The following is a 24,952-nucleotide window of genomic DNA, read 5'->3' as shown; positions in this document are numbered from 1 at the left end:
AGTATAAAATGCTATCCTCACAATGTCAAATAATTAATTGCGAAAAAATTATGACATCGGTTGTCGAATGGGACGAGGGGATAGGCTATGTCCCCTCGTCCCTTACTATTGATAAACCTCTTCTCTTGAATGGAAGCCATCCTTAATTATTGTTTCGTCGATGTTGAGCTTGTCCACTGCGATTGGCGTGAGCAGGACAGAAGGTACTTCTATTTTTCCATTGTTGACTTTCCTGTCGGTTTCTATTTTTTTACCTTTCGCTACCTTGACGGCAAGTTCAGCTGCTGTTTTTGCCAGTGACCTGATTGGCTTGTATACTGTCATAATCTGAGTACCTTCGACGATTCGCTTTGCAGCAGCCAGCTCTGCATCTTGACCGGCAATTGGGATTTTTCCTTTGAGTCCCTGTAATTCAAGTGCTTTAATGGCACCGCCAGCTGTTGCGTCATTTGCAGCGATGACTGCGTCGATTTGATTATGATTTGCTCCTAGAGCAGCCTCCATGTTCGCATAGGCATTAGCAGGGGTCCAGTTTTCGGTCCATTGGTCGAAAACGACGGTAATGTCGCCGCTTTCAATGAACGGCTTCAGTATGTTAAAAACCCCCTTTTTGAATAAATGAGCATTATTATCTGTTTCCGCTCCCCCGATGTATACATATTTACCTTTTGGCACCAACTTTGTCATTGCCTCCGCTTGCAATTCTCCTACCCTTTCATTATCGAAGGATATATATAAATCAATATCTGCATTTTTGATTAGCCGGTCATATGAAATGACCTTAATACCTGCTATATGTGCTTTATTCACAATGGAAGCAGTTGATTCGGCATTGAAAGGAACGACTACAAGGACGTCAACACCTTTACTGATTAACTCCTCTGCTTGAACAATTTGTAATGCATCGTCTCCGTCGGCTTCCATAATTTCCACTTTTGCACCTAGCTTTTCTGCTTCCTCTTTGAAAAGATCTCTATCCTTTAGCCAACGTTCTTCCTTTAATGTATCCATTGAAAAACCTATTGTAATCTGATCTTTAGCAGGGGTTTCGCTTTTTGGCACTTTCATAGGAGCTTTAGTTTCAGGGTTAATATTGCCGCCATCGCAGCCCGTGACAAAAAAAACGAAAGTCAGTGTGAGTGCGATCAGCCTTGTTCCGATGTAAGCCCGTCCCATCTCTTTCTCTCCTTTTCAATCAAGCCTAGATGCTTTTATCTTTTTTCCGAGGAGTGTACTCCGATACTCCTTTGGAGAAACGGCACACATTTTCTTGAACACTTTGCTGAAATAATTAGGGTCGTGATAGCCTACCTCAAAGGTAATTTCTTTGATACTTTTCTCAGGATCAGCCAATAGTTTTTTAGCTTTCTCAATTCGGCATTCAGTCAGTAAGTCTATATAATTGACTCCCAGCTTCTCCTTGAAAATTTTACTTATATACATCGGACTCAAGCCGACCTTCCTCCCCAGCGCATCCAAAGAAATATCCTCATTAGAGTGTTCAAAGATATATTGTTTAATTTGATGGATTGTATCTGCTCCGAGCCTATCAAAGTGATTCACGTACGACTTCATCATGCGGTCTAGCATTTGTGTCGTTTCCGTACGAAGCTGGCGGTAATCAATAGTTTGATAGGAGAATAGCGGCGTTACTGACTCTACTCCCATTTCACTCATGACCCTTGTAATCATCCAGAGTACTTCAAGCACCCGCTGCTGCGTTAGTAACAAATTAGCACCTTCGCTTTCGTAGCATTGAATGATCTTCAAAACATCCTTACGAATTGGCTCCCACTGCCCGAGACGAATTTGATCTAAAAACTCTTTTTTGTGATGGAGAACTTGAAGACCATTGTTCAAATCACTGAGAACAGGTACCTCGGAATAAAAACGGAACTTCAGCGGAAGTGACGTGTCAATAGTAGCGATAAGTGATTCCTGGTAGGATTGACGAATCTGGTCCAGTGAACCGCAGGTATTCCCTATTCCGACAAACCAGCCAGTAAGAAGGCCGTTTTTTGCTACGGAAAGGATTTCACGAGCAAGAGTAGCGGCTTCCGACCTGAACGATTTTTCCGGCTGCCGGAACACAATGATGGGAAGTTGGTTTCCGTACAACGCGCCGACCCAGCCGCTCCTCGTCTTTCTGACTTTTTCTTTAATGGCAGAATATAAGTTTTCCGAACCTGCTGGTAACAGAACAATCATGACAAACATCTCATTCGTGGATGGATTGTCCAACATTTCTACAAGCATACTTACATGAACTTCATGTACATGATCAAACAGCAGCTGGGTAACCACATCGGTTTCAACAAGTGTTAATGTCTTTTGAAGCGCTTCCTTCTCAAGCCTGCTTTTCAGATGTGATTGTCGCTCTTCCTCAACCTGCTTTAATACCTTACCAATTGTCGCTTTAATGTCGCTAGCTTTGCTCGGTTTAAGCAAATAGTCCTTAACCCCCAGCTTAATCGCCTGGCGCATATAATTAAACGTATCATAGGCAGTGACCATGATAAACTTAATATGAGGATACTCTGCCGCGATTCGTTCAACCGCTTCAAGCCCGTTCATCCCTGGCATTTTAATATCCATTAAGATGACATCCGGTGTGAATTCCGCTGCCATTTGCACTGCGATATCCCCGTTTTTCGCCTGTTCGATGGCGAGTTCCGGGTAAGCTTTTTCTAAAATGGCTTGCACCCCTTCACGCTCTATCTGTTCGTCATCAACAATCAGGAGCTTTAGCATGCTTTTTCACTCTTTCTTGGTATGTTTATGATTACTTTCGTACCATGGCCCTCTTTACTTACGATATCGATTACGTTCACATAGTCGTAGAAGAAACGCAGACGCTTTACAACGTTACTAAATCCAATCCCTGTAGAATGACCTTCTGTTTGGATGAATTTCTCCTCTAGGATTTGTTTAATTGTATCCTCTGCCATCCCCACGCCATTATCTTCAATTTCAATCCTAATCTGTTCATTTCCATCGATAATCCGAATCCATATGACTCCGCCATCCGGTTGGGGTTCAATTGCGTGAATTACAGCATTCTCGATGATTGGCTGTAAGGTTAAGGCTGGAATCTTAACGTGCAAGCAGGATTCATCTACTTCCATAAAAAAAAGTAAACGATCTGTAAACCTTGCCTTTTGAATATCCATATATTTCCTTAACACTTCGACTTCCTCAACCAGCGTGACAGATCGGTCAATTCGCTTTAAATTGTAGCGTAATAATCCAGCGACGTTCACGAGCAGATCGCTCGTTTCTTCCGAGCCTTCAAGATAGGCCTTCTTTGAAAGGGTATTGAGCGTGTTAAATAAAAAGTGTGGATTGATTTGACTTTGCAGGCTCCGAAACTGGCTTTCCTGCAACAGAAGTTTATTCTGCTGCAGTTCACGCTCAAGCTGCGCCTTTTGTTTGATTTCCAAAATTAAATTATTGATATTGATCCGCATTCGATCAAACGTCCTCGCGAGAAAGGCTATTTCATCATTGGTTCCTACGTTAATTTGCAAATCAAACCTGCCTTTTGACAATTCATTTGCCGCTTGTGTCAATTTAAATACCGGCTTCGTAATACTCAATGACATCCTATATGTAACTAACAGAAGCAGGAACGTTATCAACAGTAAAAGCCATATACCCAGTTTCATGACTTCTCCGGATTGTTCGATAATGCCGCGATAGAAGCGGTCATACGATTTAAGATCTGTGTCGATTAGTGTAAGCGACATCTCAGAAATGTAACTAGAGATACGCATAGCCTCACTGAATTCTTTCACTGAAGCTTCCGTATCTTTCTCTGAATAAAACAACAGTAAACGGTTCGATGTTTCAATAAGACTATCAATCAAATTAAGATAATTAGTCAATGTGAAATTATTCTCTACATTTCTTAGCGCATAAACTCCCCGTTTCGCTGTTTGAATTTCCTCCTTACTTTGATTAAGACTGTCTAGATTCTTAGCGGACGGCATCAGCATGTAGTTGTTAAGGTCTGTTATCACATGCTGACTTGCACTTGTGACTTCATTGATACTTAAATACCGTTGCAGAATTTTATTATATTGTTGTTGAGTTTGATGGTTATATATGGTTAACCCAATCCAAATAACGGACATTATGAACAAAACAACTGTGGTGAGTATTAATATTTTCTTTTGAATACTGATCATAAGGCGTCTTCCGCTTTCACAATTTTAATATCAGTAAAATAACCGTCAATATTAAGCGGTACCGTGTCACCGCTTAACCATTCTCCAATAAGCTCTACACTAATCTCCCCCATCTTCTCAGGAGACTGCTCGATCATCGCGTCCAGCCGCCCCTGCTTAAGCAATGTTAACGATTCCGGACCATCATCAAATGTATAAAGGTGATAGTGTTCCGCCTGATAGCGCTTTCTAATTTCTTGAGCCATCGCCCCGGCGGCATTCGCATTAACGACTATAAAGGCATTTACATTAGGTGTTCGATTAAGCACGTCCCGGGTAGCGGCCATAATTTGCTCTCTAGTATCAGTCGTTTCCGCATTTATAATTTTAACGTTTGGGTAATCCTTCAGAACGGTTTGAATTCCACGGAGCCTCTCTGTTTGATAATATACTTGATGGCTGTCGTACATGAGGACGGCCGTTCCTTCTGAACCCACGTCTGTAAGCAATTGCTGCGCAATCATTTTTCCGGCCAGATATTGATCAGAACCAACGTACGTTCTTCTAAGACTTTCCTTCATTGGAACATCGTTCGCAACTGTAATGATTGGAATTCCATAAAACGAAGCTTTGATTCTCGTTAATTCTTTAAATTCGGCAGTATCGAGCCCTTGGATAATAATGCCATCCACCTTTGAGTGGATCGCAATTTCTATTTTCTTCAAGAAATCTTCTTGGTTGTTTCCATAGATTCCCCAAACTTCAAGGCTGATTCCATCCTTCTTAGCTTGCTTCCTGGCACCTTTACCGACCTTATCCCAGAAGGGGGTTTCCATATCTTGTGTGATTAGCACAAGACGGTGCTGCTCCTGCCTGTGGTCGATTGCTTGAGGTAATTGCCAATCGGAGCGAAAAACTTTTTTTGCTGATATGAATGTTAAATAACAAAGAATGATGAAGATCAAAGATAATATGAGAATACTAGTTTTCCGCACGAAAAGTATCTCCTTTACAAAAGTAATCGACTAAATTCATCATATCATCTAACTGCCATTCTTCAATATAATGGTATAAATTAAAAAAGAGGAACTTTTTGGGTCCCTCGGTTTATACTATTAAACTATCTCTTTTTCCGTGTCATTACATCAAAAATAACAGCTCCTGCTAATACTCCGCCGCGAATCATGTACTGATAGGAGATTCCGACTCCGAGTAAGTTCATTCCGTTCGTGAGGGCAGCCATAACAATCGCACCAATCACAGCCCCAGTTACTTTACCAACTCCACCGGCAGAAGATACACCACCGACGTATGCCGCGGCAATGGCATCAAGTTCAAATAATGTCCCTGCAGTTGTCGTCGCCGATTGCAAACGTGAAGTAAATAGAATACCTGAAAGCGCTGCAAGCATTCCCATTGAACCGAAGACAATATAGGTGATTTTCTTCACATTCATACCGCTAAGATGCGCTGCTTCCGGGTTACTTCCCACAGCATAGATATGTCTCCCAAGCACCGTCTTTGTTGTAAGGAAGTGATAGATCACAACAATCAATACCATGATGATGACCGTCCAGGAAAATCCGTTATATCCTGCGAGAATCCACGTAATATAAGCAATAATTGCTGAAACAAATACAACCTTCAGAGCAAAAATCTCTTTAGAAATAACTTCGAAGCCATACTTAATCTTGTTTTTACGTGTTTGTATATCACTGTAGATATATAGTAAAATACCTAAAAATCCAACAATCAGCGAAAGCAAATGAAGACCGTTCACTTCGAGAAGTGAAGGTATATATCCGTTTCCGATCATATTAAAAGCTTTATCCTGGATAATAATCGTACCTGTTTTTTCGGTGACTTGTAATAGGGCGCCTCGGAAGATCAGCATCCCTGCCAAGGTTGCGACAAAGGCAGGTATGCCAACTTGGGCAACTAGGAAGCCGGTGCACAGTCCAATAATAATTCCCAAAATAAGAATGATAGGAATCGTAATATACATAGGGACTCCTGCATGCATAAGGAGAATAGCGGTAATGGCGCCGAGGAATCCCGCTAAAAATCCGATGGATAAATCAATATGCCGAATGACAATAACAAGTGTCATTCCGACTGCCAGTACAGCAATGTAACCGGTTGAATCGAGTAGATTACTTAAATTACGAGAAGACATAAATAGTCCGTCCGTCATAAAGGAGAATGTAAGGAAAATAACAAATAAGGCAATATACATTCCGTATTCACGAATATTTTCACTGAGTAGGGTTTTTAGTTCCTTGAATAAGTTCATTCGTTTAACCTCCTATTTCGTTATTGCGTAGCAAGCTGCATTATTTTTTCTTGGTTGGCCTCTTCAACCTTCATTTCACCTTTAATTTCACCTTGAGCCATGACATACACGCGATCACTCATTCCGAGTACTTCACCAAGCTCAGAAGAAATCATGACAATGCTCATACCTGCTTCAATTAATTTATTCATCACTGTGTAAATTTCAAATTTTGCACCTACGTCGATTCCGCGGGTTGGTTCATCCAATATTAGAAGCTTTGGACCAACAAATAACCATTTACCTAATGACACTTTCTGCTGATTGCCACCACTTAAATTCCCTGTCATCTGCTCCAATGACGAGGCCTTAATGGTAAGGGAGTTTTTATAGTTTTCTGCTATTTTGATTTCTTCATTGTCGTTTATGACTCCCTTTCTCGAGATGCCCTTTAGATTGGCAGCCGAAATATTACTTTTAATATCTTGTATTAAAAACAGCCCATCGCCTTTTCGATCTTCCGTTACATAAGCGATTCCTGCTTTGATTGCATCACTAGTGTGTTTAAGCGTTGTTGATGTTCCATTCAATACTAAATCTCCGTGCAGCTTATAGGACTTGGCATTGCCGAAAATACTAAGTGCAAGTTCTGTTCTTCCTGAGCCCATCAAACCTGCAAGTCCGACGATTTCGCCTTTTTTAACATGAAGATTTACATCTTTAATGACTTGTCTGCCTAATTGGGGATCATAGCAGGACCAGTTAGATAATTCGAGAATTTTCTCGCCTGCTTTTTTCTTTTCTCTTTTTGGATAAATGTCATCGATTTCGCGCCCAACCATATTTTTAATGATAATGCTCTCCTGAATTTCTCCTTTTGCGGCATCCAACGTACAGATTGTTTGTCCATCCCTGAGCACAGTCGCCTTATCAGCAATGGAGATTACCTCTTTCAATTTGTGTGAAATCATGATGCAGGTGATTCCCTGTCTTTTCAGTTCACCTAATAACTCAAGAAGATTTTCGCTGTCATCCTCATTGAGAGCGGCGGTTGGTTCATCCAAAATTAGGAGCTTTACGTCTTTACTTAACGCTTTGGCGATTTCGACAAGCTGCTGTTTTCCAACACCCAAATCTTTAATTAATGTATCAGGATTTACATCCAGCTTTACTTTTTCCAGCATTTTCTTCGCTTGAACGATAGTCTGGTTCCAGTCAATAATTCCCCCGCGCTTCACTTCGTTACCTGCAAAGATATTTTCGTAGACTGAGAGGTCAGGAAACAACGCCAGCTCCTGATAAATAATTCCGATGCCAGCCTTAACGCTATCACTAATTTTGTTAAACTGCTGCACAGCACCTTCAAAAACGATATCACCCTCATAGGTCCCATAAGGATGCACACCGCTAAGTACTTTCATCAGTGTCGACTTCCCCGCTCCGTTCTCGCCTATTAAGCAGTGAATCTCACCTTTTTCCACTTTAAAATTAACATCGCTAAGTGCCTTCACTCCGCTAAAATGCTTAGAAATTTGATTCATTTCCAAAATGTACTTACTCATCCTGCTCCCCCCTTACAAAACAACGGTTATAATTGCAAAATAGTGATAGAGAAACTATCACTATTTTGCAACCACCTTTGCTTTAGCTTTTTACAATCCTTTAAAGTCGCTTGCTTTGTAGTAGTCTGAATCAATTAGTTCTTTCTTCACATTTTCTTTATCCACAACAATAACATTCGTTTGTTTTGCATTAACCTTAATCTTGCCATTATCGTATGTTCCAGTTGTTTCAGGTTTTTTTCCATCTAGAATCGTAACAGCCATCCCCATTGCATCCTTAACAAGCGTACGAACATCCTTGAAAACGGTCATGGATTGTTTGCTGTCAATTACGTATTGAATCGATGCTTTTTCAGCGTCTTGACCTGTTACCACATAGCTCTTAATATCCCCGTCAGATGCGAATACATCAGCGATTGAACGTGCTGTTCCATCGTTTGGAGCTAATACAGCTACATCACCTTTTAATGCCGCACTTGCAGCTGTTAAATGGGTTTGCGCTTTGTTTTTTGCATCGTTCGCATCCCAGTTTGTGGTAACCTGACCTAAAATTTTACTTAATTCTTCACGTGAAAGCTCTTGCTTCTCTTTTAGACCTTCAGCTGCACTGGAGTTAGCCACTTTAAATGTTCCATCAGCGATTTTTGGCTGAAGAACGCTCCAAGCTCCTTGGAAGAACAAGAACGCGTTATTGTCAGAAGCCGCGCCGGCATAAAGATATAATGGCATATCTTTACCTTTTACATGGTCAATCAAGTATTGCCCTTGTGCTGCGCCTACTGCGACGCTGTCGAATGTAACGTAGTAATCAACAGCATCTGTATGTGTGATTAAACGGTCATATGAAATAACTGTGATTTTCTCTTTTTTCGCTGCTTCAACTGCAGCTGCAGCTGCATCTCCATCTTGCGGGCAGATAATGAGAACCTTAATGCCTTTGTTAATGAGTGTTTCAACGTTCTCTTTTTCCTTAGCGGAAGAACCTTGGCTGAATAAAATTTCTGTCGTATAATCTGAGCCTTTTAAAGCATCTTTAAATCGTTGTTCGTCCTGCACCCATCTTGGCTCATCCTTTGTCGGCAATACGATTCCTACATCAACTTTACCTGCTTTACCACCGGTTTTGCCGCTGCAAGCTGCTAGCATGCCAGTGAAGAGCATGACTGCCATCATCAAAGAAAGCATTTTTACTAATTTTTTCATTCTGGTTTCCTCCGAACTTTATTTTATGACTACAGTTCAATTATATCTGGGTGGAAATGTAATGTAAGCGGTAACAAAGGGTATTCTTTTATCATCATCTGCAATTTTTTATTCTGGGACAATGTGGCAGTCCCTAATCTCTAACTAATTTGCTTATTCCAATTCATAAAGTTGTCTACGACTTTATGAGGAATGCTCCCATGCTGTTGGATAGATTTCTGATAGTTGAAAAATAATATAACCTAGATTGAATCGCAGTATATTACTGCTGCATCAAGTTGGATGAGACTACTTTAGGTGGAGGGTCTTTGGATGAGGTTTTTTACGGCGTTACTAATGATGATGGCATTTTTTCTAGCTGGATTTCCTTCCATGAAGGAAGCAGCAAGCAGCCGCCAAAAAGACGGGCAGCCTATTGCTGTTCAAGGAGCGATGGACATCGAGATTTCTGTTCTTCTTAAAGAAATGGGTCAATATAAACAAGAAACCCATGGTAATTATAGCTATTATATTGGAAGAATAAAAGGGATTCCCGTCGTCATTTCAAGAACCGGAATCGGCATGGTTCATGCAGCAGCTTCAACCGCGTTACTGATCGAACACTATGATCCAAGGGCAATTATTAATCAAGGAACGGCAGGAGGACATGATCCGAATCTCCGTGTATTTGATTCCGTGATTGGTATGGAGGTGATGAATATCGGCAGGCTTAGCTCGGAGCGTTTAGGAGAGGGCCAGGGAATTCGTCCAAAAACATGGAAATTCGTCAAAACAGAAATGAGAGAAAATGGGGAAATAAAAGAGTATGCCTCCTTTAAGAGCAACCCCAGTCTTGTGAAAGCAGCGTTACGTGCCGCCCCTAAGTATAAGTATGGAAAAGTAGTCATCGGGAAAGTCGGCAGTTCCGACTTTTTGAACAGGGAAGTAGACCGAATTCACTGGTTCCACAAGAAAGCAGGTACAAGTGTGGAAGAAATGGAAGCCGCTTCAGTGGCACAAGTAGCAATAGGCTTCAACATTCCTTTCCTATCAGTCAGAACAGTCTCAAACTCTGAAGTTTCAGGTGATAAAATAGAAGATTTAGAAACCGCCGGGCAATATTGCGCCGAATTTGCCGTTGAGATTGTCAAGACCATGGGGAATGGCCCCTTTTCCAGCTTGGCGAATTAATGAAATATTGATCTTACTACCACCGAACCAGATCAAATATATTTACCTCTGAAGAAGCAGATGCATGTATTGCAGATGCTTCTCTTTATTTTGGATAGTTTTTAATCAGTTTCGGAACGTTTATATGCTAAGTGCATAATGTATTTTTAATGAAATATGTAGTTAGGAGTGCAGATATGGGAGTGATTAGAACAGATGAGTGGTTACACGATTTATATCATAAACCAATTGAAATATGCGAAAAGTTAATCGTACACTTTGAGGATGCTTCAGCTTCCGAAATCTACGATTACTTAACTCAATATGGAATGTATTATCCTCTCAGGAACGGAAACATGGTAGTGAAAAAGTTACAAAAAAATAAAGTATGGGAGATTGTACAAGAGGAAAACCTACGACTTCAAAAAGTGTGGGAAGGACCAAATATCCCTATTTATATTTTTCCATCCGATATACTCAACAGAAAATTAAAACAGGACTTTAACGGAAAATCAGGTTTGGCCTTCAAAGATAAACTACTTTTATTTATTTCAGAGGATAACTTTGAAAAGGAAATAAGGGCATTGTTTACACATGAGTATAACCATGTTTGTCGGTTATTCAAGTATCAAAAAGACGAAGATGATTACGTATTGTTGGATACAATCATTTTGGAAGGATTAGCTGAAAATGCAGTACGTGAAAGAATGGGTGAAGAATTTTTAGCTGCGTGGACATCCTATTATTCCAATGAAGAACTAAAGAAAATGTGGAATAACATAGTGTTCCCAAATAGAAATATTCTAAAAAGTGATATTAAACATCAAAACATATTGTATGGATTACGTTTCTATCCGAAAATGGCAGGATACAGTGTTGGATATTATTTGGTTAAGAATTATATTGAAGCAACTAACAAAACAAGTAAGGATCTCCTTAATATCAACACAGATAATATTGCTCAAATAATAAGATAGTACTATAAAACGGAAAATAAACAGACGAAAAAAATTCTCGTCTGTTTATTATTGAATCAAGAAATGATCAAATTATCGCTACCAAAAGAAGAAAGAAAGTACTGCTATTGAAGCAATAAAACCTAACGCGATTCCAGCGCCAAAGCCCCAGCCCCAGCCTCCATAACCAAAACCTCCTAGGTTTCTAGGACGCCCAAGTGGTTGAAGAAAAACTCTGTCTCTGGAGACACGATGTATGATTCCCCTATGAATTCTTCCGTCATGGGTTCTGATTTCAACAGCTCTACCCATGTGTCTATGACACATTCCATAATAATGTCCAACCGACATTTTTTCACCCCCTATTACTTATGAACCATACGACATTATACGTATATAATTTATAATCGTTATGGACAAGTATAATAGGGGATTAGTGGAAATATTAAATCTGTCTTCTATAAAGCCTAATTGGCACGCCGGCTACTCCCCAATTTTCTTCAGGAACCTCATTTATTAACACTCTATAGTTTCTGGGGCATTTCCTAATGTTCTGCTCACAAGAGATGTAACTTCTGAAATCAATTGCCGCTTTAATTCTGCAGATCTGCCTTCAATTAGATGGACTTGAATGATATTCATGTTTTATGACTCTATTTTTATCATTTCCGGAACATTATCCAAATTGCCATACGCTGTGACTAAGGTTGCCATATCGAAAACTGCGGTGAAGTAATGTTGCTTTTTGGCTATCGTCTGCTGCTCCCATCGCATAAAAAATAGGGATAAAGTGTTCTGACCCATATGGAGGTACAGCAATTTCTGCATTCGGAGCCAAAGAATCGTATTTAAAAAGTGTTGTTAAATCCCATTTCTCCAAATGATGTGCTAACCAATCTTCAAATTCTTGTGCCCATTGATCAACCTGTCCATTGTCATTCCACTTTACCGCTCTGAGGTTATGCACTGTACCTCCACTGGCAATTACTAAAATGTCCTGAGCTCGCAATGCTGACAAAGTCTTTCCGATTTTATATTGCTCTTCTGGGGTAAGTCTAGAATTGACGGACATGGAGATGACTGGAATATCTGCATTTGGATAAAGTAAGCGGAGAACAATCCAAGCACCATGATCCAAACCACGTTGTGTATCCAATTCAAAAGATACTCCACTCTCAGTAAATAATTCCTCTATTTCTTTGACAATTTGTTTATCTCCACGAGCAGGGTATAGAATTTTGTAAAGTGCTTCATCAAAGCCGCCGAAATCATAAATCGTGCTATATTGGTCAACATCGCCAACCTTTTGAACGTTAGATTCCCAATGAGCTGAAAATAAAATAATCGCCTTAGGCCGAGGCATATTCCGCCCCAATTGAGTTAAAAATTTTGTATACTCATTATTTTCGATTGCAAGCAATGGTGCACCATGAGCTACAAATAATGATGGCATCATCTAAATTTCCTCCCTTTGTTTTTCTTTATTTTTGTACATCATTTAATAGCCATGTTTGAAAATCTTGTAGATTTTTTTCACTTACCGTGTGCCCTTCAGAATACGTATTAAACGCTACAGGAATACCTAACTTACTGAAATATTCGACATTTTCTTTACCCCATTCAAATGGCAGAACCTGATCGAATTCCCCATGTGAAATAAAAACAGATAGATTTTTACCAGGATTAATAGTGTATTCTTCTTTTACAAATAGAGGAATATATCCACTTAATGCGACAACACCTTTTATTTTGTTACCCAGTGTTAACGCTAAAGTCATAGAAACAATTGCTCCCTGACTGAAACCTAGCAGGAATATTTGGTTTGAATCCAGCGGATATTGTTCAGATGCATAATCAATAAAGTGTGTTAATTTATCGATCCCTTCATCGAATATTTCCCGATGTGGATTACCGTAGCCCTGGATAGTAAAGTAAGCGTACCCAGGCCCTTGGGATAGATGCCCCCTTATACTAAATATATAAAAGAACTCCTCTAACTCATCAACTAATGAAAGCATGTTTTGTTCATTACTGCCAATCCCATGCATGACAAACAATGCAGGATACTTCTTCCCAGGAATAACATTCTTTGGGCGACGCAGTTCATAAATCATTGGGGTTTCCATTCAGTTTCCTCCTTGTATCCAACAAATGTATTTTAATTCACAAATTCCATGGGGAAACTCCCCGCTTCCCTATTTTAGGACTTTTTGGCGCATGTAGTCTAGGTGGAGGTACATTTGGTGGAAGGCTTCCTGTTCCTTTTTGTTTAGCGAACTTTCAATCGCTTAGTACTCAAGCCAAATATTGCTTAATAATAATCAGGATACGTTTCTAGCCAATATTTTTCACCTGAAAACATTGTTTATTTGTTGGATCTCAGTCATCGGCTACCGAACGTCCAGTTTGTTCTTGGCTTCGGTCGCTTATAACCTTTATAAGAATGCGTTTCAGATTATTCGGCTCCATGCCTCAATGAATTTATCCACATGCTAATTTTTTATAATTTCCGGGTGAACGATGAAAAACGCTGGCGGATCATTACGGGAGCCTAATCACATATTTTTATATAATCCGTGCCTCTGGGAATCTTTCTAATAACGCCTTAATTGTATTAATTTCTTCGTTGCCCTCTAAAACTCCTCCTTTTAGCTTAAAGTCTCATCTCTTAACACATCGAACACTCATTCTTATTATAATGAATCAAAATATTCTTAAAAAAGATATTAAACTCCAAAAAAATAAAAAAAAACCGAATTCCACCCCATACTTAAAAGTAGGGGCTTCCTTCGTTTTAATATGGTGAAAATGGGACACGGAGCCTGTAAACTGTCCCTCTGTCCCTGCTTGATTTCTTGAAAAATTATATGTCTTTTGTACCTTTCACACCATTGATGGAGTAGCTTACGGTTATTTCCGAATTTAAGGAATGGGAGACGGAACAATATTTGTCTTTTGATAATTGAATCGCTCGGATAACCTTGTCTTCCTGCAGGTCTCCATCAAACGCATAATGAATGTTTATCGTTGTGAATCTTTTGGGATGGTCTTCGGCTCGTTCTCCCTTCACATCCATTTGGAAGGCGGAAGGCTCTAGGCGCATTTTATGCAAGATTGAGATAATATCCATTCCTGTACAGCCTGCAACTGCCTGCAACAGTATTTCTGTTGGTCGCGCGCCCGTGTTCTCTCCCCCCACTTGCGGGTCCGCATCCATGTTAAATTCATGCCCGGAGGGAGTTACCCCCGAAAATGCCATTTTCTCTTTCCAGTTAATTGTAAAATCCATATTCATACCCCTTTCCCGTTTTATTCTAACCAATTAAAGCATTCCCTATTTCCAATTACCTGGATGGCACCTAAAACTGAGTATCACTTAAGGACAGTAATCAGGAAAATGTCTAAAACGATGAGCCTATTTTGTAATTTTCTTTAAATCAGTGATTATTTCTGGAAAATGAGATTTTTGAAAGCCATACTGGTTCACAATCTTCCCATTTTGATCGATTAGATAATAACGAGTTGAATGAATCACCTGATTGGAAGAGTTCGGTTTTTGGATCAGTGTATGAAATTCTTCAAGTGCAAATGTTTCGATTTCCTTTTGCCCATACCCAGTCAGCATATGCCAGTTTGCTTCATCTTCCGTAAATTTTTCCATATACCCTTTTATTTTATCAGGCATATCCACAGTTGGATCAACACTGAACGAGACAAATTCAACGGGAAGTTTTTCTTTTTTGATGGCATCACGAAGGGCCGCCATATTTGCTGTCATCGGGGGACAGACAGTTTCGCAATTCGTAAATACGAAGTCAGCGATCCAGATTTTCCCCTCTAGGTTTTGCGAGCCAAATGGCTGCTCGTTTTGATCTGTAAATGTAAATGGTTTGATTTGATAGGGTATATCTTTGTTCATTCCGCATGCTGTTAACAAGATGAACGATAGCAGGAGGATAAGTAAACATATTTTTCTCATAATGCTTGTTTCTCCTTGGGAGGTGTATCCGTTTCGACACACCCTCGAATTGCCGAGCTATTCTTCATAGAAAGCGGGAATCTGGATCATAACGACCGTCCCCACCAAAGGATCGCTTGTTATCGAAAAAGTCCCATGATGCAAGGCAACAATTTGCTTCACGATCGAGATACCTAATCCAGACCCTCCGGTAGATCGGGTACGTGCCTTGTCTGTTCGAAAAAAACGTTCTCCGATTCGCGGGATATCTTCTTTATTAATGATATTCCCTTTATTGGTAACACGAAATACCATCATTCCAGCTTCTTTTCGTAACTCTACCTTTACTTCACTTTCAGGCGGCGAATATTTTACCGCGTTATCAATAATATTATAAAATACTTGCTCCATTCGCTTCGTATCACCACTAATAATAATGTCCTCTTGAATGTTCATTTGGGTTTGAATATTTTTTTGTGTCAAGCGTATCTGAAACAGGTCGATCGTGTCGTAGAGAAGCTGCGCAATCGCAATGGGTTCCTCTTCTACTTCATACAAATTTTCTTGCAAATAATTCAAATCTATCAAGTCATGAACAATTTTGTTTAATCGCTCCGTTTCTTTTTCAATTGTCGTTAAATAACTGTCAGCTTCCTCTTTAGAAGAATATAAATTTTGTTTTAGTGCTTGTGTATAACCGCCAATATACGTTAATGGTGTCCTTAATTCATGAACAACATTTGAAATGAACTCTTTTTTCCGTTCTTCTTGCTGTTCCAAGGATGAACTCATTAAATTGAAAGCTTCCGCAAGTTGACCGACTTCATCCATTTGATCTGGGGCGAGCCGATTTGAGTAATTTCCGTTTGCTACCTCTTTAGACAGTTGTTGAATGTCCGTTAATGGCTTGAATAGGGAATAACGAATTCGATTCACGACAATAAACAACAATAGGAAATAAACACTGCCTACAAGAATGAGGATGGGAATACTCCCTTGAAAGACTTCTTGCATGGCCGCTAGCGGGACATAGATAAATATCAGCCCAATCAGACCTTTATCACTCTGAATCGGAAACACTGCCCCGACAATATTTCGGTCCATTTCTTTTACATGACCTTCTTTTATAATATAGTTTCCCTGTGCTAATTTTTTCTGGTCACTTTGTTTGATCAAGTGTTCACCGTCAATGTTATAAGGAAAATGATCATCAAGCTGTTCAAAATTACTAACGACAATCACTTCATATTCAGAAACAACGTTAAACCAATGGATTTTATCAATGATTTCATCATTTAATGACCCATAATGAAAATGGGAGGCGGTATTTTCTCCTTGATAAATCACCGAATCACGGATGCTTTTTAAGTATAACTCTTTGTAAAGAAAATGAAGGAAGAGAAAGGAAAATAAAATCGTGCAGGCAATAATCGCTATAATTAGGACAAATACTTTCTGACTGAGAGTAAACTTCAATGTCTTCACTCTTTACACCTCAAATTTATAGCCTTTACCCCAAATGGTCTGAATAAGACTGCTATAACCTTTTAATTTTAAGCGCAATGTCTTAATATGTGTATCTACCGTCCGTTCACTGCCCGTGTATCCATAGCCCCAAATCGAATGTAACAGTTGTTCTCTTGAAAACAATTTTCCTTTATTTTTAGCCAGTAAATGAAGAAGCTCATACTCTTTTAGCGTTAAAGACAGGGATTGGCCATCAAGCATGGCTGTATGGGAGTCAATATCTAGAATAAGCGGGCCAAACATGAATCGAGTCGCTGGCAGCGAGGCAATCTTTGCTCTCCTTAATACCGATTCTATTCTCGCTAGAAGTTCATCAGGATGAAACGGTTTGACGATATAGTCATCGCCTCCAATTCGTAACCCATACACCTTATCCCATTCCTCTCCTTTAGCCGATAAGAAAATAAGGGGAATATCTTTAATTTTTTTCATTTCTTCCGTAAAAGTAAAACCGTCCATATATGGCATCATGATATCAACAAGGATTAGATCCGGCGCTTTTTTATGGATTTTTGAAAGAGCTTCTATTCCGTTAGCTGCCTGTACAACGGAATATCCTTCATTTTGTAAAAATGTTTTCACTAATACTCTCATCTGTTCTTCATCATCTACGATCATAATCGTAATATCCATCCAAGATAATTCCTCACTTTTTAGTTAGTAATATAAGTATCATACCTAGCTTACCAATAACTTGTGAAGTTTTATTGAATGAATTAACTATGGAAATGTCAGGGATTTTCGAAATAACAAGAGAAGTTTGTTTAGAGTAAAACTGAGATAAAAGAGCACTGTTGATTTTATAACCTCGTTGATCTTCGATGCAGGCGGCGAAGACTCCTGCGGGAGTACGGGGCTGGTGAGACCCCGCAGGCGCTAGCGCCGAGGAGGCTCACCGGCACGCCCTAAGGTGCGCGAAGCCGCCTGGAGCGGAAATCAACAGCCCATTTTAAGACACCAAAAAAAAATAAAAAACTTCATTTTTATTTCACAAATGCGCTTTATGATAAAAGATAGCTAGATAATACAGGCAATCATCTAGAAGACTATTAATTTTACTAAGAGGAGAATATGAAATGAGAAATCCATTAAAGAAAATGTTAAAGGTCTTTTTACCAACATGCTTAGGGCTGTTTTTGTTTGGTAGTATCGCTAGTGCACATGTGACCGTAGCACCTAAAACTTCAACGACAGGCGCTTGGGAAACGTATACCGTAAAAGTCCCAGTTGAAAAAGAAATTCCAACAACAAAACTCACCATGAAAGCACCAGCGGGGGTAGAAATTATGTCCTATCAACCTGTACCAGGCTGGAAGTATAGCGAGGAAAAGGACGCGGCTGGAAAAGTCACAACATTTACATTTGAGGCAACTGGTGAAGGCATCCTGCCCGGCCAATTCCAATCATTTATCTTTGTGGCCAAAAACCCTGATCATGCTACGAAAGCAGCTTGGGATGCTTTTCAATACTATAAAGACGGCAGCGTAGTGGAATGGACTGGTGACGAAGGTGCAGATACACCTCATTCCATCACTGACATCGTTGCAGGTACGTCGACAGATCACCATGATTCACACAGCGCTACCCAGCAAGATGAAAAAACGAAGACAGAAGAAACGAAAACCACATCTGACACAACTGATTCACTACCATTAATTTTATCGGTCATTTCTGTTTTATTATCTTTAGTAGCGGTTATCCTCGTAATCCGTAAAAAATAACGAATCAACTCAATCGACTTAGATATAAACAAAGCCTTGATCTTCTTATGAAGAATCAAGGCTTTGTTTATTTTAATATATCTAGAAAAATAGTCGTTCCGTTAACCAGATACCACCAAGTAGGAATGCTACGGCAGAACAAACGTTTACTGCTCGAGTAGAATATTTCCAACGTCGAACAAAGTATAGCAGTGGTAACATGACGCAAACAATGGCAAGCTGAATAAATTCGATTCCTAAATTAAAGCTGAATATATCAATGGCTAAGTTTTTTGCTGGTAAATCCATTCCTTTTAATAGGTCAGCAAAACCCATACCATGAATTAACCCAAATACAAAAGTGATGATCCAGCGGCTTCTCACTTCTTTACGGACAATATTTTCTATCGCAACATAGCAAATGCTTAAGGCAATAGCTGGTTCCACGATGCTTGGAGAGATGTTGATGATGTTAAGAACGGTTAATGTCAATGTCAAACAGTGTGCAATCGTAAAAGAAGTAATGACCGCAGCATATTGTTTAAACGTTTGCCTAGCGATTAACAGGGAGAATAAAAATAGTAGGTGATCATATCCGGATAAAATATGGTTCATACCTAACTGGAAAAATGATAGTATGATACATCCCCTTTTTCGTCACATTATGTCGAATAATGTCTATAATACCACAAAATATTTTTAATTTTGTAATCTCTTTGTAAATAATTTTTAAGATACACAAAAAAATTTCTTGCTTTCATGGATGTATTTGTTATCCCGTATTTGATGGTGCCTCGTATAAAATACTTGAAAGATAAAACTATTTATACTATGATTGACTTTAACTTAAACATCTACATATTGTTTATTTTTTTGGAATTAAAACTATATATTGTATTTGCCTTAGGAACAGATGCCGTTAACGGCTTAATAGGGAATCCGGTGAGAATCCGGTACTGCCCCCGCAACTGTAAATGCTGACGAAATGAGCAGACCACTGTATAAGTAAGTTTATGATAATAAGCGCTTATATGGGAAGGGCTCAAAAGTAGAGTGACGCATAAGTCAGGAGACCTGTCTTTCTTAAGTTGTTTCACTTCTTCGGGGATTGAGGAGATGAACGGTGGCAGCAAAAGGCAGGATGTCTATTTTTTCCTTTTGTTTAGTGATCCGTTTCATCCGCTCAAATCCCTTGAGCGGATTTTTTTGTTAAAGGGGATATGACGATGACAACAAAAGTAAATGATGAAATTCAATTAGTATTAGATTGTATCAAACGAGCTTCAAAAAAATACCAATTGGATACAACCACGCTTGAAAAACAAATCAGAGAAATGGACGTACCGAAGGATGAAGTCAACCAGCAGGCACTCCTCTATGCCATCAATCAGATTGCCATGGATCAGCCGGATTGGACCTTTGTGTCGGCTCGGTTATTTTTGAATGAATTGTATCAAAAGGCGGCCAAGAACCGCGGATACGACCACACCTTAAACTACGGAGATTTTTTCCACCTCATTAAACAATTAACAGAAATCGGCATTTACTCTAGTAAACTACTAAGCAGCTATACGAAAGACGAAATCGATGAATTAGCTAGTGTGATTGACCCCGAACGGGATACTCTATTTACTTACATCGGGTTATTTTTACTAGCGGATCGCTATCTTGCTCAAGATCATGAGCGAAATGTTTATGAATTGCCGCAAGAGCGATTTATGATCATTGCAATGACGATCATGCAGAATGAACACTCGGCTCACCGCCTCAAGCTTGTAAAAGAAGCATATTGGGCCCTAAGTCATCTCTATATGACTGTTGCGACGCCAACACTTGCGAACGCCGGCAAAAGTTTCGGCCAGCTATCCTCTTGTTTCATTGATACCGTTGACGATTCCCTTGACGGTATTTATTTAAATAATTGGGATACCGCGAGGCTGAGTAAAGATGGGGGCGGCATTGGCCTCTATTTTGGAAAAGTCCGGGCACTTGGCTCCGATATTAAAAAATTCAAAGGCAACTCTTCAGGGGTGGTTCCGTGGATAAAGCTGGTCAATGATACTGCGGTAAGTGTCGACCAGCTAGGTCAGCGCCAAGGCGCGATTGCTGTGTACTTGGATGTCTTCCATAAAGATATTATGAACGGCTTTCTTGATTTGAAAACGAATAATGGTGATGAACGCCGTAAAGCTCATGATATTTTTACCGGTGTGACCATACCCGATCTTTTTATGAAAAAACTGCAGGAAACAGATGAGAATGGCAGGAGTATCGGTGAGTGGCATACCTTTTGTCCCCATCAAGTGAAGCAATATATCGGCTGGAAGGATGATAACGGGAACCTGCTCGGACTTGAGGATTTTTATGATGAAACCGATCAGCATTATTTTTCAAAAAAATATGAAGAAGCCGTGAATCATCCGTTGCTGCCAAGGAAAACGTACCGTGCGATGGATATTATGGCCCGGATCATGGTATCCCAGTTGGAAACGGGTACCCCCTATATGTTCTACCGTGACGAAGTAAACAGACAAAATCCCAATAAGCATTTGGCTGGGGCCGGCCGCACCTCGATTTATTGCAGCAACCTATGCACCGAAATCGCGCAAAATATGTCTGCGACAACGATCGTAAACGAATATCAGGATGATGACGGGAACATTGTAATCGTTCGGAAGCCCGGTGATTTCGTGGTTTGTAACTTGTCTTCTATTAATCTCGCAAAAGCGGTCCCGGCTAAGGTGCTAGAGCGATTGATTCGCATTCAAGTAAGAATGCTGGATAATGTGATTGATTTAAATACAATTTCGGTTGGACAGGCTCAGATAACAAATCAAAAGTTCAGGGCCATTGGTCTCGGAACGTTCGGATGGCATCATCTGCTTGCCCTTGAAGGCATTCACTGGGAGTCCGAGGCCGCGGTGGAATTGGCTGACCAACTGTATGAGGACATTGCTTACTATACAATCCGCTCCTCTAAAGAATTGGCAATCGAAAAAGGCGCCTATCGGGAGTTTCAAGGATCTGAGTGGCAAACGGGGGCCTATTTTGAACGGAAAAATTATCGTTCGGAAAGATGGCTGGAGTTACTGGAGGAGATCAAGGAACATGGAGTCCGCAACGGCTGGTTAATGGCCGTAGCTCCTAACTCATCAACCGCGAAAATCGGCGGCTCTACAGATGGCATTGACCCCATCTATTCGGTTGAATATGCGGAGGAGAAGAAAAATTTTAAATTCAAAGTCACTGCCCCGGACTTGAATCATAAAACGTACCTGTATTACCGCCGGGCAAGACATGAATTAGATCAAGTATGGAGCATTAAACAAAATGCGGCCCGCGGGCGCCACATCGACCAAGGGATCAGCTTCAACCTTTATGTTCGCCATGATATTAAAGCCAAAGAATTACTGAACCTGCATTTGGAAGCTTGGAAACATGGGCTAAAAACAACGTACTACGTTAGAAGTACCTCACAAGCAGAAATAGCAGAATGTGAAGCGTGCCAAAGTTAAATAGGAGGTTTTTTCAGATGGATATTCATGCACCATTAGCAAAAATAAAATTGTTGAACCCGGAGTTTCCTAATAAATCAACCGGGATCATTAACGGCGAGTCTTCCGGTCTGCTAAACTGGAATGATATTGCTTACCCGCAAATGTACGATTTGTATCAAACATTATTGGGGAATTTTTGGAAGGCGCAGGAAATTAATATGCAGGATGATATTAAACAATGGGAAATGCTTAGTGCGGCCGAGAAAGATGTCTTTTTAAGAATTAATACGCAGCTTGCCTCGTTGGATAGTCTGCAAACACCAACGATGACACAAGTGATGGATTATGTGACCGATTCCAGCTTTAAAGCGATTTTTGCCGTCATCGCTCAGCAGGAGGCAGTCCATAATGAATCTTATTCTTACATCCTTAGCTCACTTGTCCCGTTAAGCGAACAGAAGGCACGGTTCAATCAAGCGAAAAGTGACCCCATTGTGCAAAAACGAAACCAGCTGATTTTGCAGGCATATGAAAGCTTTCGTGAAGCCCCTACTCCGCAAAATTTGTTTCAATTAGCGGTGAATTCGATAAATCTTGAGGGGATTTATTTTTATGCGGGATTTGCCTTTTTCTATCACCTTGCCCGTCAGCAAAAAATGCTCAAGACGAGCACAATGATCAGCTACATCCAGCGGGATGAAATGCAGCACGCTTATTTCATCGCCCAGTTTATTCGGATTCTGTTAACAGAAAATCCAGAATTGAATCATCAGGGAAATATCGACTATGTTTATAAAACCATTGGACAAGCTGTCGAGCTGGAAAAAGAGTGGGCCACTTTCATCCTTAAAGATATTACGGGAATTGATTTGGACGAGTACGATAGGTATACGGAATACTTGGCAAATAAACGGCTGCGCCAGCTTGGTTTAGCGAATCTGTATGAAGAGCAAGCCAATCCGATGCCATGGATTCATGTGTTCAGCGATGAAATGATGAACGGAACCAAATCTGATTTCTTTGAACAAAAATCACGGACCTATGCGAAGGTGTCGAAATCGAACGGTTTCGATGAACTATGAAACTTGCCATCGTGTATACCTCAAAAACGGGGCATACCGAAGAACTCGTCCATTTCATTAGGGAATTATTCTTGGAGAAAAACATAGAGGTACATCTGTTTCGTGTTGAACATTTCCCTCTGCAGGATTTATCTGCATTTGATGCGGTCGTAATTGGAACCTATACATGGGGAGATGGGGAAATCCCTGAAGAAATGCACATCCTATATCGATCATTTGAAAGCCAGGATATCAAGCATGTTGTGACGGGTGTTGTCGGAACAGGCGATAGCTTTTATCCCCAATTTTGCGGTGCAGTCGATGCCTTTCGCGACATGCTCTACGTTCACAGCAACTTAGCAGTCACACTAAAAATTGAAATCGCCCTACAAACAAAAGACCATGAACGATGCCAGAGATTCGTTGAAATACTTTGGAAAAAACTTAAAAATGGTGTCAGGCACCATTTGGCAAAAACTTGAAAATAGTAAATTAACGCGGTGAATTATTAATGAAAGGGAATAAAATAAAAGGCTATCGAAAGTTTTTCGACAGCCTGAAAAGCCAACTTTAATGTTGGCTTTTCTCAAAAAGTTTATAAGGTTTTGGTTGGTGAAAATAGTTAGGCTTTATGATTTCATTATTATATCGTTTATGAAAAATGTGCGTTGCCGCAGGTGCTAATGGCGGAATGAGCCAAGTCCAATTACCAGTAACCGGCCTTTCCATTTCTAGTTCTTTTTCCTCGAATTTTTTAAACTGTTGAGCAGCCGTATGATGATCAACAATACTAACCCCATCTTCTTTAAAAGAATGTAAGACTGCTGTATTCATTTCTACCAGTGCCCTGTCCTTCCATAACGATATATTACTTTTCGTATCTAACTCCATTAAAGATCCAATCTTCGGAAGAAGATTATACCTATAATCATCAGCAAGGTTTCGTGAACCTATCTCAGTGCCCATATACCAACCATTAAATGGAGCTGCAGTATAAGTAATGCCACCAATTTCAAGCATCATATCCGAAATAATAGGGACTGCATACCATTTCAGTTGTAAATCTTCAAACCATTTGTAATTTGGATGACGAAGTGGAACTTCAAGAGGAACATTATCTGGAATTTCAAACATTTTTGGGCTATTATCGTTTATTTGTATGACTAATGGTAGGATATCAAACTTCCCAAACTTGGGTTCCCATCCAAGATTTATACAAGCCTCGGTAAAAGCTAAGGAGTCAGGATCCCCTAAAATGCCTTGTTCAGTACGATATCCTGCGTAACGAATCAATTGATGATTCCATATTCGTACCTTTTTATTAGCAGCTTTCTGTGAAAAAATAGTAATAGTAGGTCGGATACGACCCTTATTCGTCGCAAACTCCATGTGCTCGATTAATGCGTCAAAAATCGCCTCTTCTGTATTTAAGTGTCTCTTATCAATAACATTTAAATGATCCCAAAATAATCTTCCAATACAACGATTACTATTACGCCAAGCCACTTTTGCCCCATATTCAAGTTCGATAGATGTGTGTTCATAAAAACCTTGGTTTCTTATCTGTATATCAATTTCATTCAACCTATTTTCTACTTCCTGATCAGTTTTATTTAGTTCCCTATAACAGGCATGAATAAATTCCATTGCTTCCTTAAGTAAATCGTAATTCAAACTAAAGCCTCCTATTATCATTGATGCCCTAATAATATCATAATGGAGTCAAATAACAGAGTAACGGCTTTTAAGGGATAAGATACTGTTAGGTAGAATGATAGTGTTATATAGTCTGGAGGAAGGTATTAGAATTCATACTAGAACATTTATTCTTGTTAGGATTAAGGATATCTGGTACTTTTCCATTGGAATAGTACCGGATATCCTCCATTCTGTCAGAAAAA

23 protein-coding genes, 1 pseudogene and 1 riboswitch are annotated in these 24,952 nt (G+C 39.8%); of the genes and pseudogenes, 6 read left to right on the top strand and 18 right to left on the bottom strand.

The window, feature by feature from the left end; genetic code table 11:
- Nucleotides 1–105: 105 nt before the first annotated feature.
- The 7 genes from xylF to AA980_RS18400 form a co-directional block, all read right to left on the bottom strand.
- Nucleotides 106–1,176: a D-xylose ABC transporter substrate-binding protein gene (gene xylF, locus AA980_RS18430; RefSeq protein ID WP_024026978.1), complete on the bottom strand. Its 1,071-nt coding sequence runs from the start codon at nt 1,174–1,176 to the stop codon at nt 106–108.
- Between the two features lie 15 nt (nt 1,177–1,191).
- Nucleotides 1,192–2,751: a response regulator gene (locus AA980_RS18425; protein WP_024026979.1), complete on the bottom strand. Its 1,560-nt coding sequence runs from the start codon at nt 2,749–2,751 to the stop codon at nt 1,192–1,194.
- On the bottom strand, nt 2,745–4,187 hold the full coding sequence (locus AA980_RS18420; RefSeq protein ID WP_024026980.1) for a sensor histidine kinase: 1,443 nt from the start codon (nt 4,185–4,187) through the stop codon (nt 2,745–2,747). The genes AA980_RS18425 and AA980_RS18420 overlap by 7 nt, the downstream gene beginning before the upstream one ends.
- Nucleotides 4,184–5,161, bottom strand: coding sequence for a sugar ABC transporter substrate-binding protein (locus tag AA980_RS18415; protein ID WP_024026981.1), 978 nt, complete (start codon nt 5,159–5,161; stop codon nt 4,184–4,186). Before AA980_RS18415 ends, AA980_RS18420 begins: the two co-directional genes overlap by 4 nt.
- Before the next feature lie 125 nt (nt 5,162–5,286).
- Nucleotides 5,287–6,459, bottom strand: coding sequence for a sugar ABC transporter permease (locus AA980_RS18410; protein ID WP_024026982.1), 1,173 nt, complete (start codon nt 6,457–6,459; stop codon nt 5,287–5,289).
- 20 nt (nt 6,460–6,479) lie between these two features.
- Complete coding sequence (locus AA980_RS18405) at nt 6,480–8,000, bottom strand: sugar ABC transporter ATP-binding protein (RefSeq protein ID WP_024026983.1); 1,521 nt, start codon at nt 7,998–8,000, stop codon at nt 6,480–6,482.
- Nucleotides 8,001–8,090: 90 nt separating this feature from the next.
- Complete coding sequence (locus AA980_RS18400) at nt 8,091–9,203, bottom strand: sugar ABC transporter substrate-binding protein (protein ID WP_024026984.1); 1,113 nt, start codon at nt 9,201–9,203, stop codon at nt 8,091–8,093.
- Nucleotides 9,204–9,515: 312 nt separating this feature from the next.
- Between AA980_RS18400 and AA980_RS18395 the strand changes: the two genes are divergently transcribed.
- Nucleotides 9,516–10,373, top strand: a complete 858-nt coding sequence (locus AA980_RS18395; RefSeq protein WP_024026985.1) for a 5'-methylthioadenosine/S-adenosylhomocysteine nucleosidase — start codon at nt 9,516–9,518, stop codon at nt 10,371–10,373.
- Between the two features lie 176 nt (nt 10,374–10,549).
- Nucleotides 10,550–11,329, top strand: a complete 780-nt coding sequence (locus AA980_RS18390; RefSeq protein ID WP_024026986.1) for a DUF2268 domain-containing protein — start codon at nt 10,550–10,552, stop codon at nt 11,327–11,329.
- Nucleotides 11,330–11,407: 78 nt separating this feature from the next.
- Here the strand turns inward: AA980_RS18390 and AA980_RS18385 are convergent, their stop codons facing one another.
- The 9 genes and pseudogenes from AA980_RS18385 to AA980_RS18355 form a co-directional block, all read right to left on the bottom strand.
- Nucleotides 11,408–11,659 (bottom strand): hypothetical protein, encoded by a 252-nt coding sequence (locus AA980_RS18385; RefSeq protein ID WP_024026987.1) that lies wholly within the window; start codon nt 11,657–11,659, stop codon nt 11,408–11,410.
- A 165-nt stretch (nt 11,660–11,824) separates the two neighbouring features.
- The gene (locus tag AA980_RS28290) at nt 11,825–11,950 is read right to left on the bottom strand and encodes a tautomerase family protein (RefSeq protein ID WP_407937469.1); all 126 of its coding nucleotides are present in this window, start codon (nt 11,948–11,950) and stop codon (nt 11,825–11,827) included.
- Nucleotides 11,951–11,984: 34 nt separating this feature from the next.
- On the bottom strand, nt 11,985–12,764 hold the full coding sequence (locus AA980_RS18380) for a DODA-type extradiol aromatic ring-opening family dioxygenase (protein WP_024026988.1): 780 nt from the start codon (nt 12,762–12,764) through the stop codon (nt 11,985–11,987).
- Nucleotides 12,765–12,789: 25 nt separating this feature from the next.
- Nucleotides 12,790–13,434 (bottom strand): alpha/beta hydrolase, encoded by a 645-nt coding sequence (locus AA980_RS18375; protein ID WP_024026989.1) that lies wholly within the window; start codon nt 13,432–13,434, stop codon nt 12,790–12,792.
- 445 nt (nt 13,435–13,879) lie between these two features.
- Nucleotides 13,880–13,969 (bottom strand): annotated as a pseudogene (locus tag AA980_RS27895) (hypothetical protein); the annotation flags it as partial.
- Between the two features lie 202 nt (nt 13,970–14,171).
- On the bottom strand, nt 14,172–14,597 hold the full coding sequence (locus AA980_RS18370) for an OsmC family protein (RefSeq protein WP_024026990.1): 426 nt from the start codon (nt 14,595–14,597) through the stop codon (nt 14,172–14,174).
- Between the two features lie 126 nt (nt 14,598–14,723).
- Nucleotides 14,724–15,287 carry an SCO family protein gene (locus AA980_RS18365; protein ID WP_024026991.1) on the bottom strand — a complete coding sequence of 188 codons (564 nt, stop codon included), beginning with the start codon at nt 15,285–15,287 and terminating at the stop codon, nt 14,724–14,726.
- Between the two features lie 57 nt (nt 15,288–15,344).
- The gene (locus AA980_RS18360) at nt 15,345–16,751 is read right to left on the bottom strand and encodes a sensor histidine kinase (RefSeq protein ID WP_024026992.1); all 1,407 of its coding nucleotides are present in this window, start codon (nt 16,749–16,751) and stop codon (nt 15,345–15,347) included.
- Nucleotides 16,752–16,754: 3 nt separating this feature from the next.
- Nucleotides 16,755–17,426, bottom strand: coding sequence for a response regulator transcription factor (locus tag AA980_RS18355; RefSeq protein ID WP_024026993.1), 672 nt, complete (start codon nt 17,424–17,426; stop codon nt 16,755–16,757).
- Between the two features lie 443 nt (nt 17,427–17,869).
- Here AA980_RS18355 and AA980_RS18350 point away from each other — a divergent pair, with 443 nt between their 5' ends.
- Nucleotides 17,870–18,514 (top strand): YcnI family copper-binding membrane protein, encoded by a 645-nt coding sequence (locus AA980_RS18350; protein WP_024026994.1) that lies wholly within the window; start codon nt 17,870–17,872, stop codon nt 18,512–18,514.
- A gap of 81 nt (nt 18,515–18,595) precedes the next feature.
- Here AA980_RS18350 and AA980_RS18345 read toward each other — a convergent pair whose 3' ends face one another.
- Nucleotides 18,596–19,108, bottom strand: coding sequence for a HupE/UreJ family protein (locus tag AA980_RS18345; RefSeq protein WP_024026995.1), 513 nt, complete (start codon nt 19,106–19,108; stop codon nt 18,596–18,598).
- Nucleotides 19,109–19,387: 279 nt separating this feature from the next.
- Nucleotides 19,388–19,588, top strand: a riboswitch (cobalamin riboswitch).
- A gap of 131 nt (nt 19,589–19,719) precedes the next feature.
- Here AA980_RS18345 and AA980_RS18340 point away from each other — a divergent pair.
- From AA980_RS18340 to AA980_RS18330, 3 genes are read left to right on the top strand one after another with little or no spacing between them, the layout of a single operon-like run.
- Nucleotides 19,720–22,008, top strand: a complete 2,289-nt coding sequence (locus AA980_RS18340) for a ribonucleoside-diphosphate reductase subunit alpha (protein WP_024026996.1) — start codon at nt 19,720–19,722, stop codon at nt 22,006–22,008.
- Between the two features lie 17 nt (nt 22,009–22,025).
- Nucleotides 22,026–23,072 (top strand): ribonucleotide-diphosphate reductase subunit beta, encoded by a 1,047-nt coding sequence (locus tag AA980_RS18335; RefSeq protein WP_024026997.1) that lies wholly within the window; start codon nt 22,026–22,028, stop codon nt 23,070–23,072.
- Nucleotides 23,069–23,533 (top strand): flavodoxin domain-containing protein, encoded by a 465-nt coding sequence (locus AA980_RS18330; protein ID WP_024026998.1) that lies wholly within the window; start codon nt 23,069–23,071, stop codon nt 23,531–23,533. Before AA980_RS18335 ends, AA980_RS18330 begins: the two co-directional genes overlap by 4 nt.
- 88 nt (nt 23,534–23,621) lie before the next feature.
- Here AA980_RS18330 and AA980_RS18325 read toward each other — a convergent pair whose 3' ends face one another.
- Entirely contained in the window at nt 23,622–24,746 is a 1,125-nt protein-coding gene (locus tag AA980_RS18325) for a nitric oxide synthase oxygenase (protein ID WP_047771813.1), read from the bottom strand.
- Nucleotides 24,747–24,952: the final 206 nt, after the last annotated feature.

This window comes from Neobacillus vireti, from assembly GCF_001026695.1.
Classification (GTDB): Bacteria; Bacillota; Bacilli; order Bacillales; family Cytobacillaceae; genus Neobacillus; species Neobacillus vireti.
This window is presented reverse-complemented; position numbering and strand designations above follow the sequence as displayed.

Coding starts and splice junctions, on each gene's coding strand:
- AA980_RS18365 (WP_024026991.1), bottom strand. CDS start 15,287: ATGAGAAAAATATGTTTACTTATCCTCCTGCTATCGTTCATCTTGTTA.
- AA980_RS18380 (WP_024026988.1), bottom strand. CDS start 12,764: ATGATGCCATCATTATTTGTAGCTCATGGTGCACCATTGCTTGCAATC.
- AA980_RS18370 (WP_024026990.1), bottom strand. CDS start 14,597: ATGGATTTTACAATTAACTGGAAAGAGAAAATGGCATTTTCGGGGGTA.
- AA980_RS18325 (WP_047771813.1), bottom strand. CDS start 24,746: ATGATAATAGGAGGCTTTAGTTTGAATTACGATTTACTTAAGGAAGCA.
- AA980_RS18425 (WP_024026979.1), bottom strand. CDS start 2,751: ATGCTAAAGCTCCTGATTGTTGATGACGAACAGATAGAGCGTGAAGGG.
- AA980_RS18385 (WP_024026987.1), bottom strand. CDS start 11,659: ATGTCGGTTGGACATTATTATGGAATGTGTCATAGACACATGGGTAGA.
- AA980_RS18330 (WP_024026998.1), top strand. CDS start 23,069: ATGAAACTTGCCATCGTGTATACCTCAAAAACGGGGCATACCGAAGAA.
- AA980_RS18340 (WP_024026996.1), top strand. CDS start 19,720: ATGACAACAAAAGTAAATGATGAAATTCAATTAGTATTAGATTGTATC.
- xylF (WP_024026978.1), bottom strand. CDS start 1,176: ATGGGACGGGCTTACATCGGAACAAGGCTGATCGCACTCACACTGACT.
- AA980_RS18420 (WP_024026980.1), bottom strand. CDS start 4,187: ATGATCAGTATTCAAAAGAAAATATTAATACTCACCACAGTTGTTTTG.
- AA980_RS18355 (WP_024026993.1), bottom strand. CDS start 17,426: ATGGATATTACGATTATGATCGTAGATGATGAAGAACAGATGAGAGTA.
- AA980_RS18390 (WP_024026986.1), top strand. CDS start 10,550: ATGGGAGTGATTAGAACAGATGAGTGGTTACACGATTTATATCATAAA.
- AA980_RS18395 (WP_024026985.1), top strand. CDS start 9,516: ATGAGGTTTTTTACGGCGTTACTAATGATGATGGCATTTTTTCTAGCT.
- AA980_RS18345 (WP_024026995.1), bottom strand. CDS start 19,108: ATGAACCATATTTTATCCGGATATGATCACCTACTATTTTTATTCTCC.
- AA980_RS18405 (WP_024026983.1), bottom strand. CDS start 8,000: ATGAGTAAGTACATTTTGGAAATGAATCAAATTTCTAAGCATTTTAGC.
- AA980_RS18350 (WP_024026994.1), top strand. CDS start 17,870: ATGAGAAATCCATTAAAGAAAATGTTAAAGGTCTTTTTACCAACATGC.
- AA980_RS28290 (WP_407937469.1), bottom strand. CDS start 11,950: ATGAATATCATTCAAGTCCATCTAATTGAAGGCAGATCTGCAGAATTA.
- AA980_RS18410 (WP_024026982.1), bottom strand. CDS start 6,459: ATGAACTTATTCAAGGAACTAAAAACCCTACTCAGTGAAAATATTCGT.
- AA980_RS18375 (WP_024026989.1), bottom strand. CDS start 13,434: ATGGAAACCCCAATGATTTATGAACTGCGTCGCCCAAAGAATGTTATT.
- AA980_RS18335 (WP_024026997.1), top strand. CDS start 22,026: ATGGATATTCATGCACCATTAGCAAAAATAAAATTGTTGAACCCGGAG.
- AA980_RS18400 (WP_024026984.1), bottom strand. CDS start 9,203: ATGAAAAAATTAGTAAAAATGCTTTCTTTGATGATGGCAGTCATGCTC.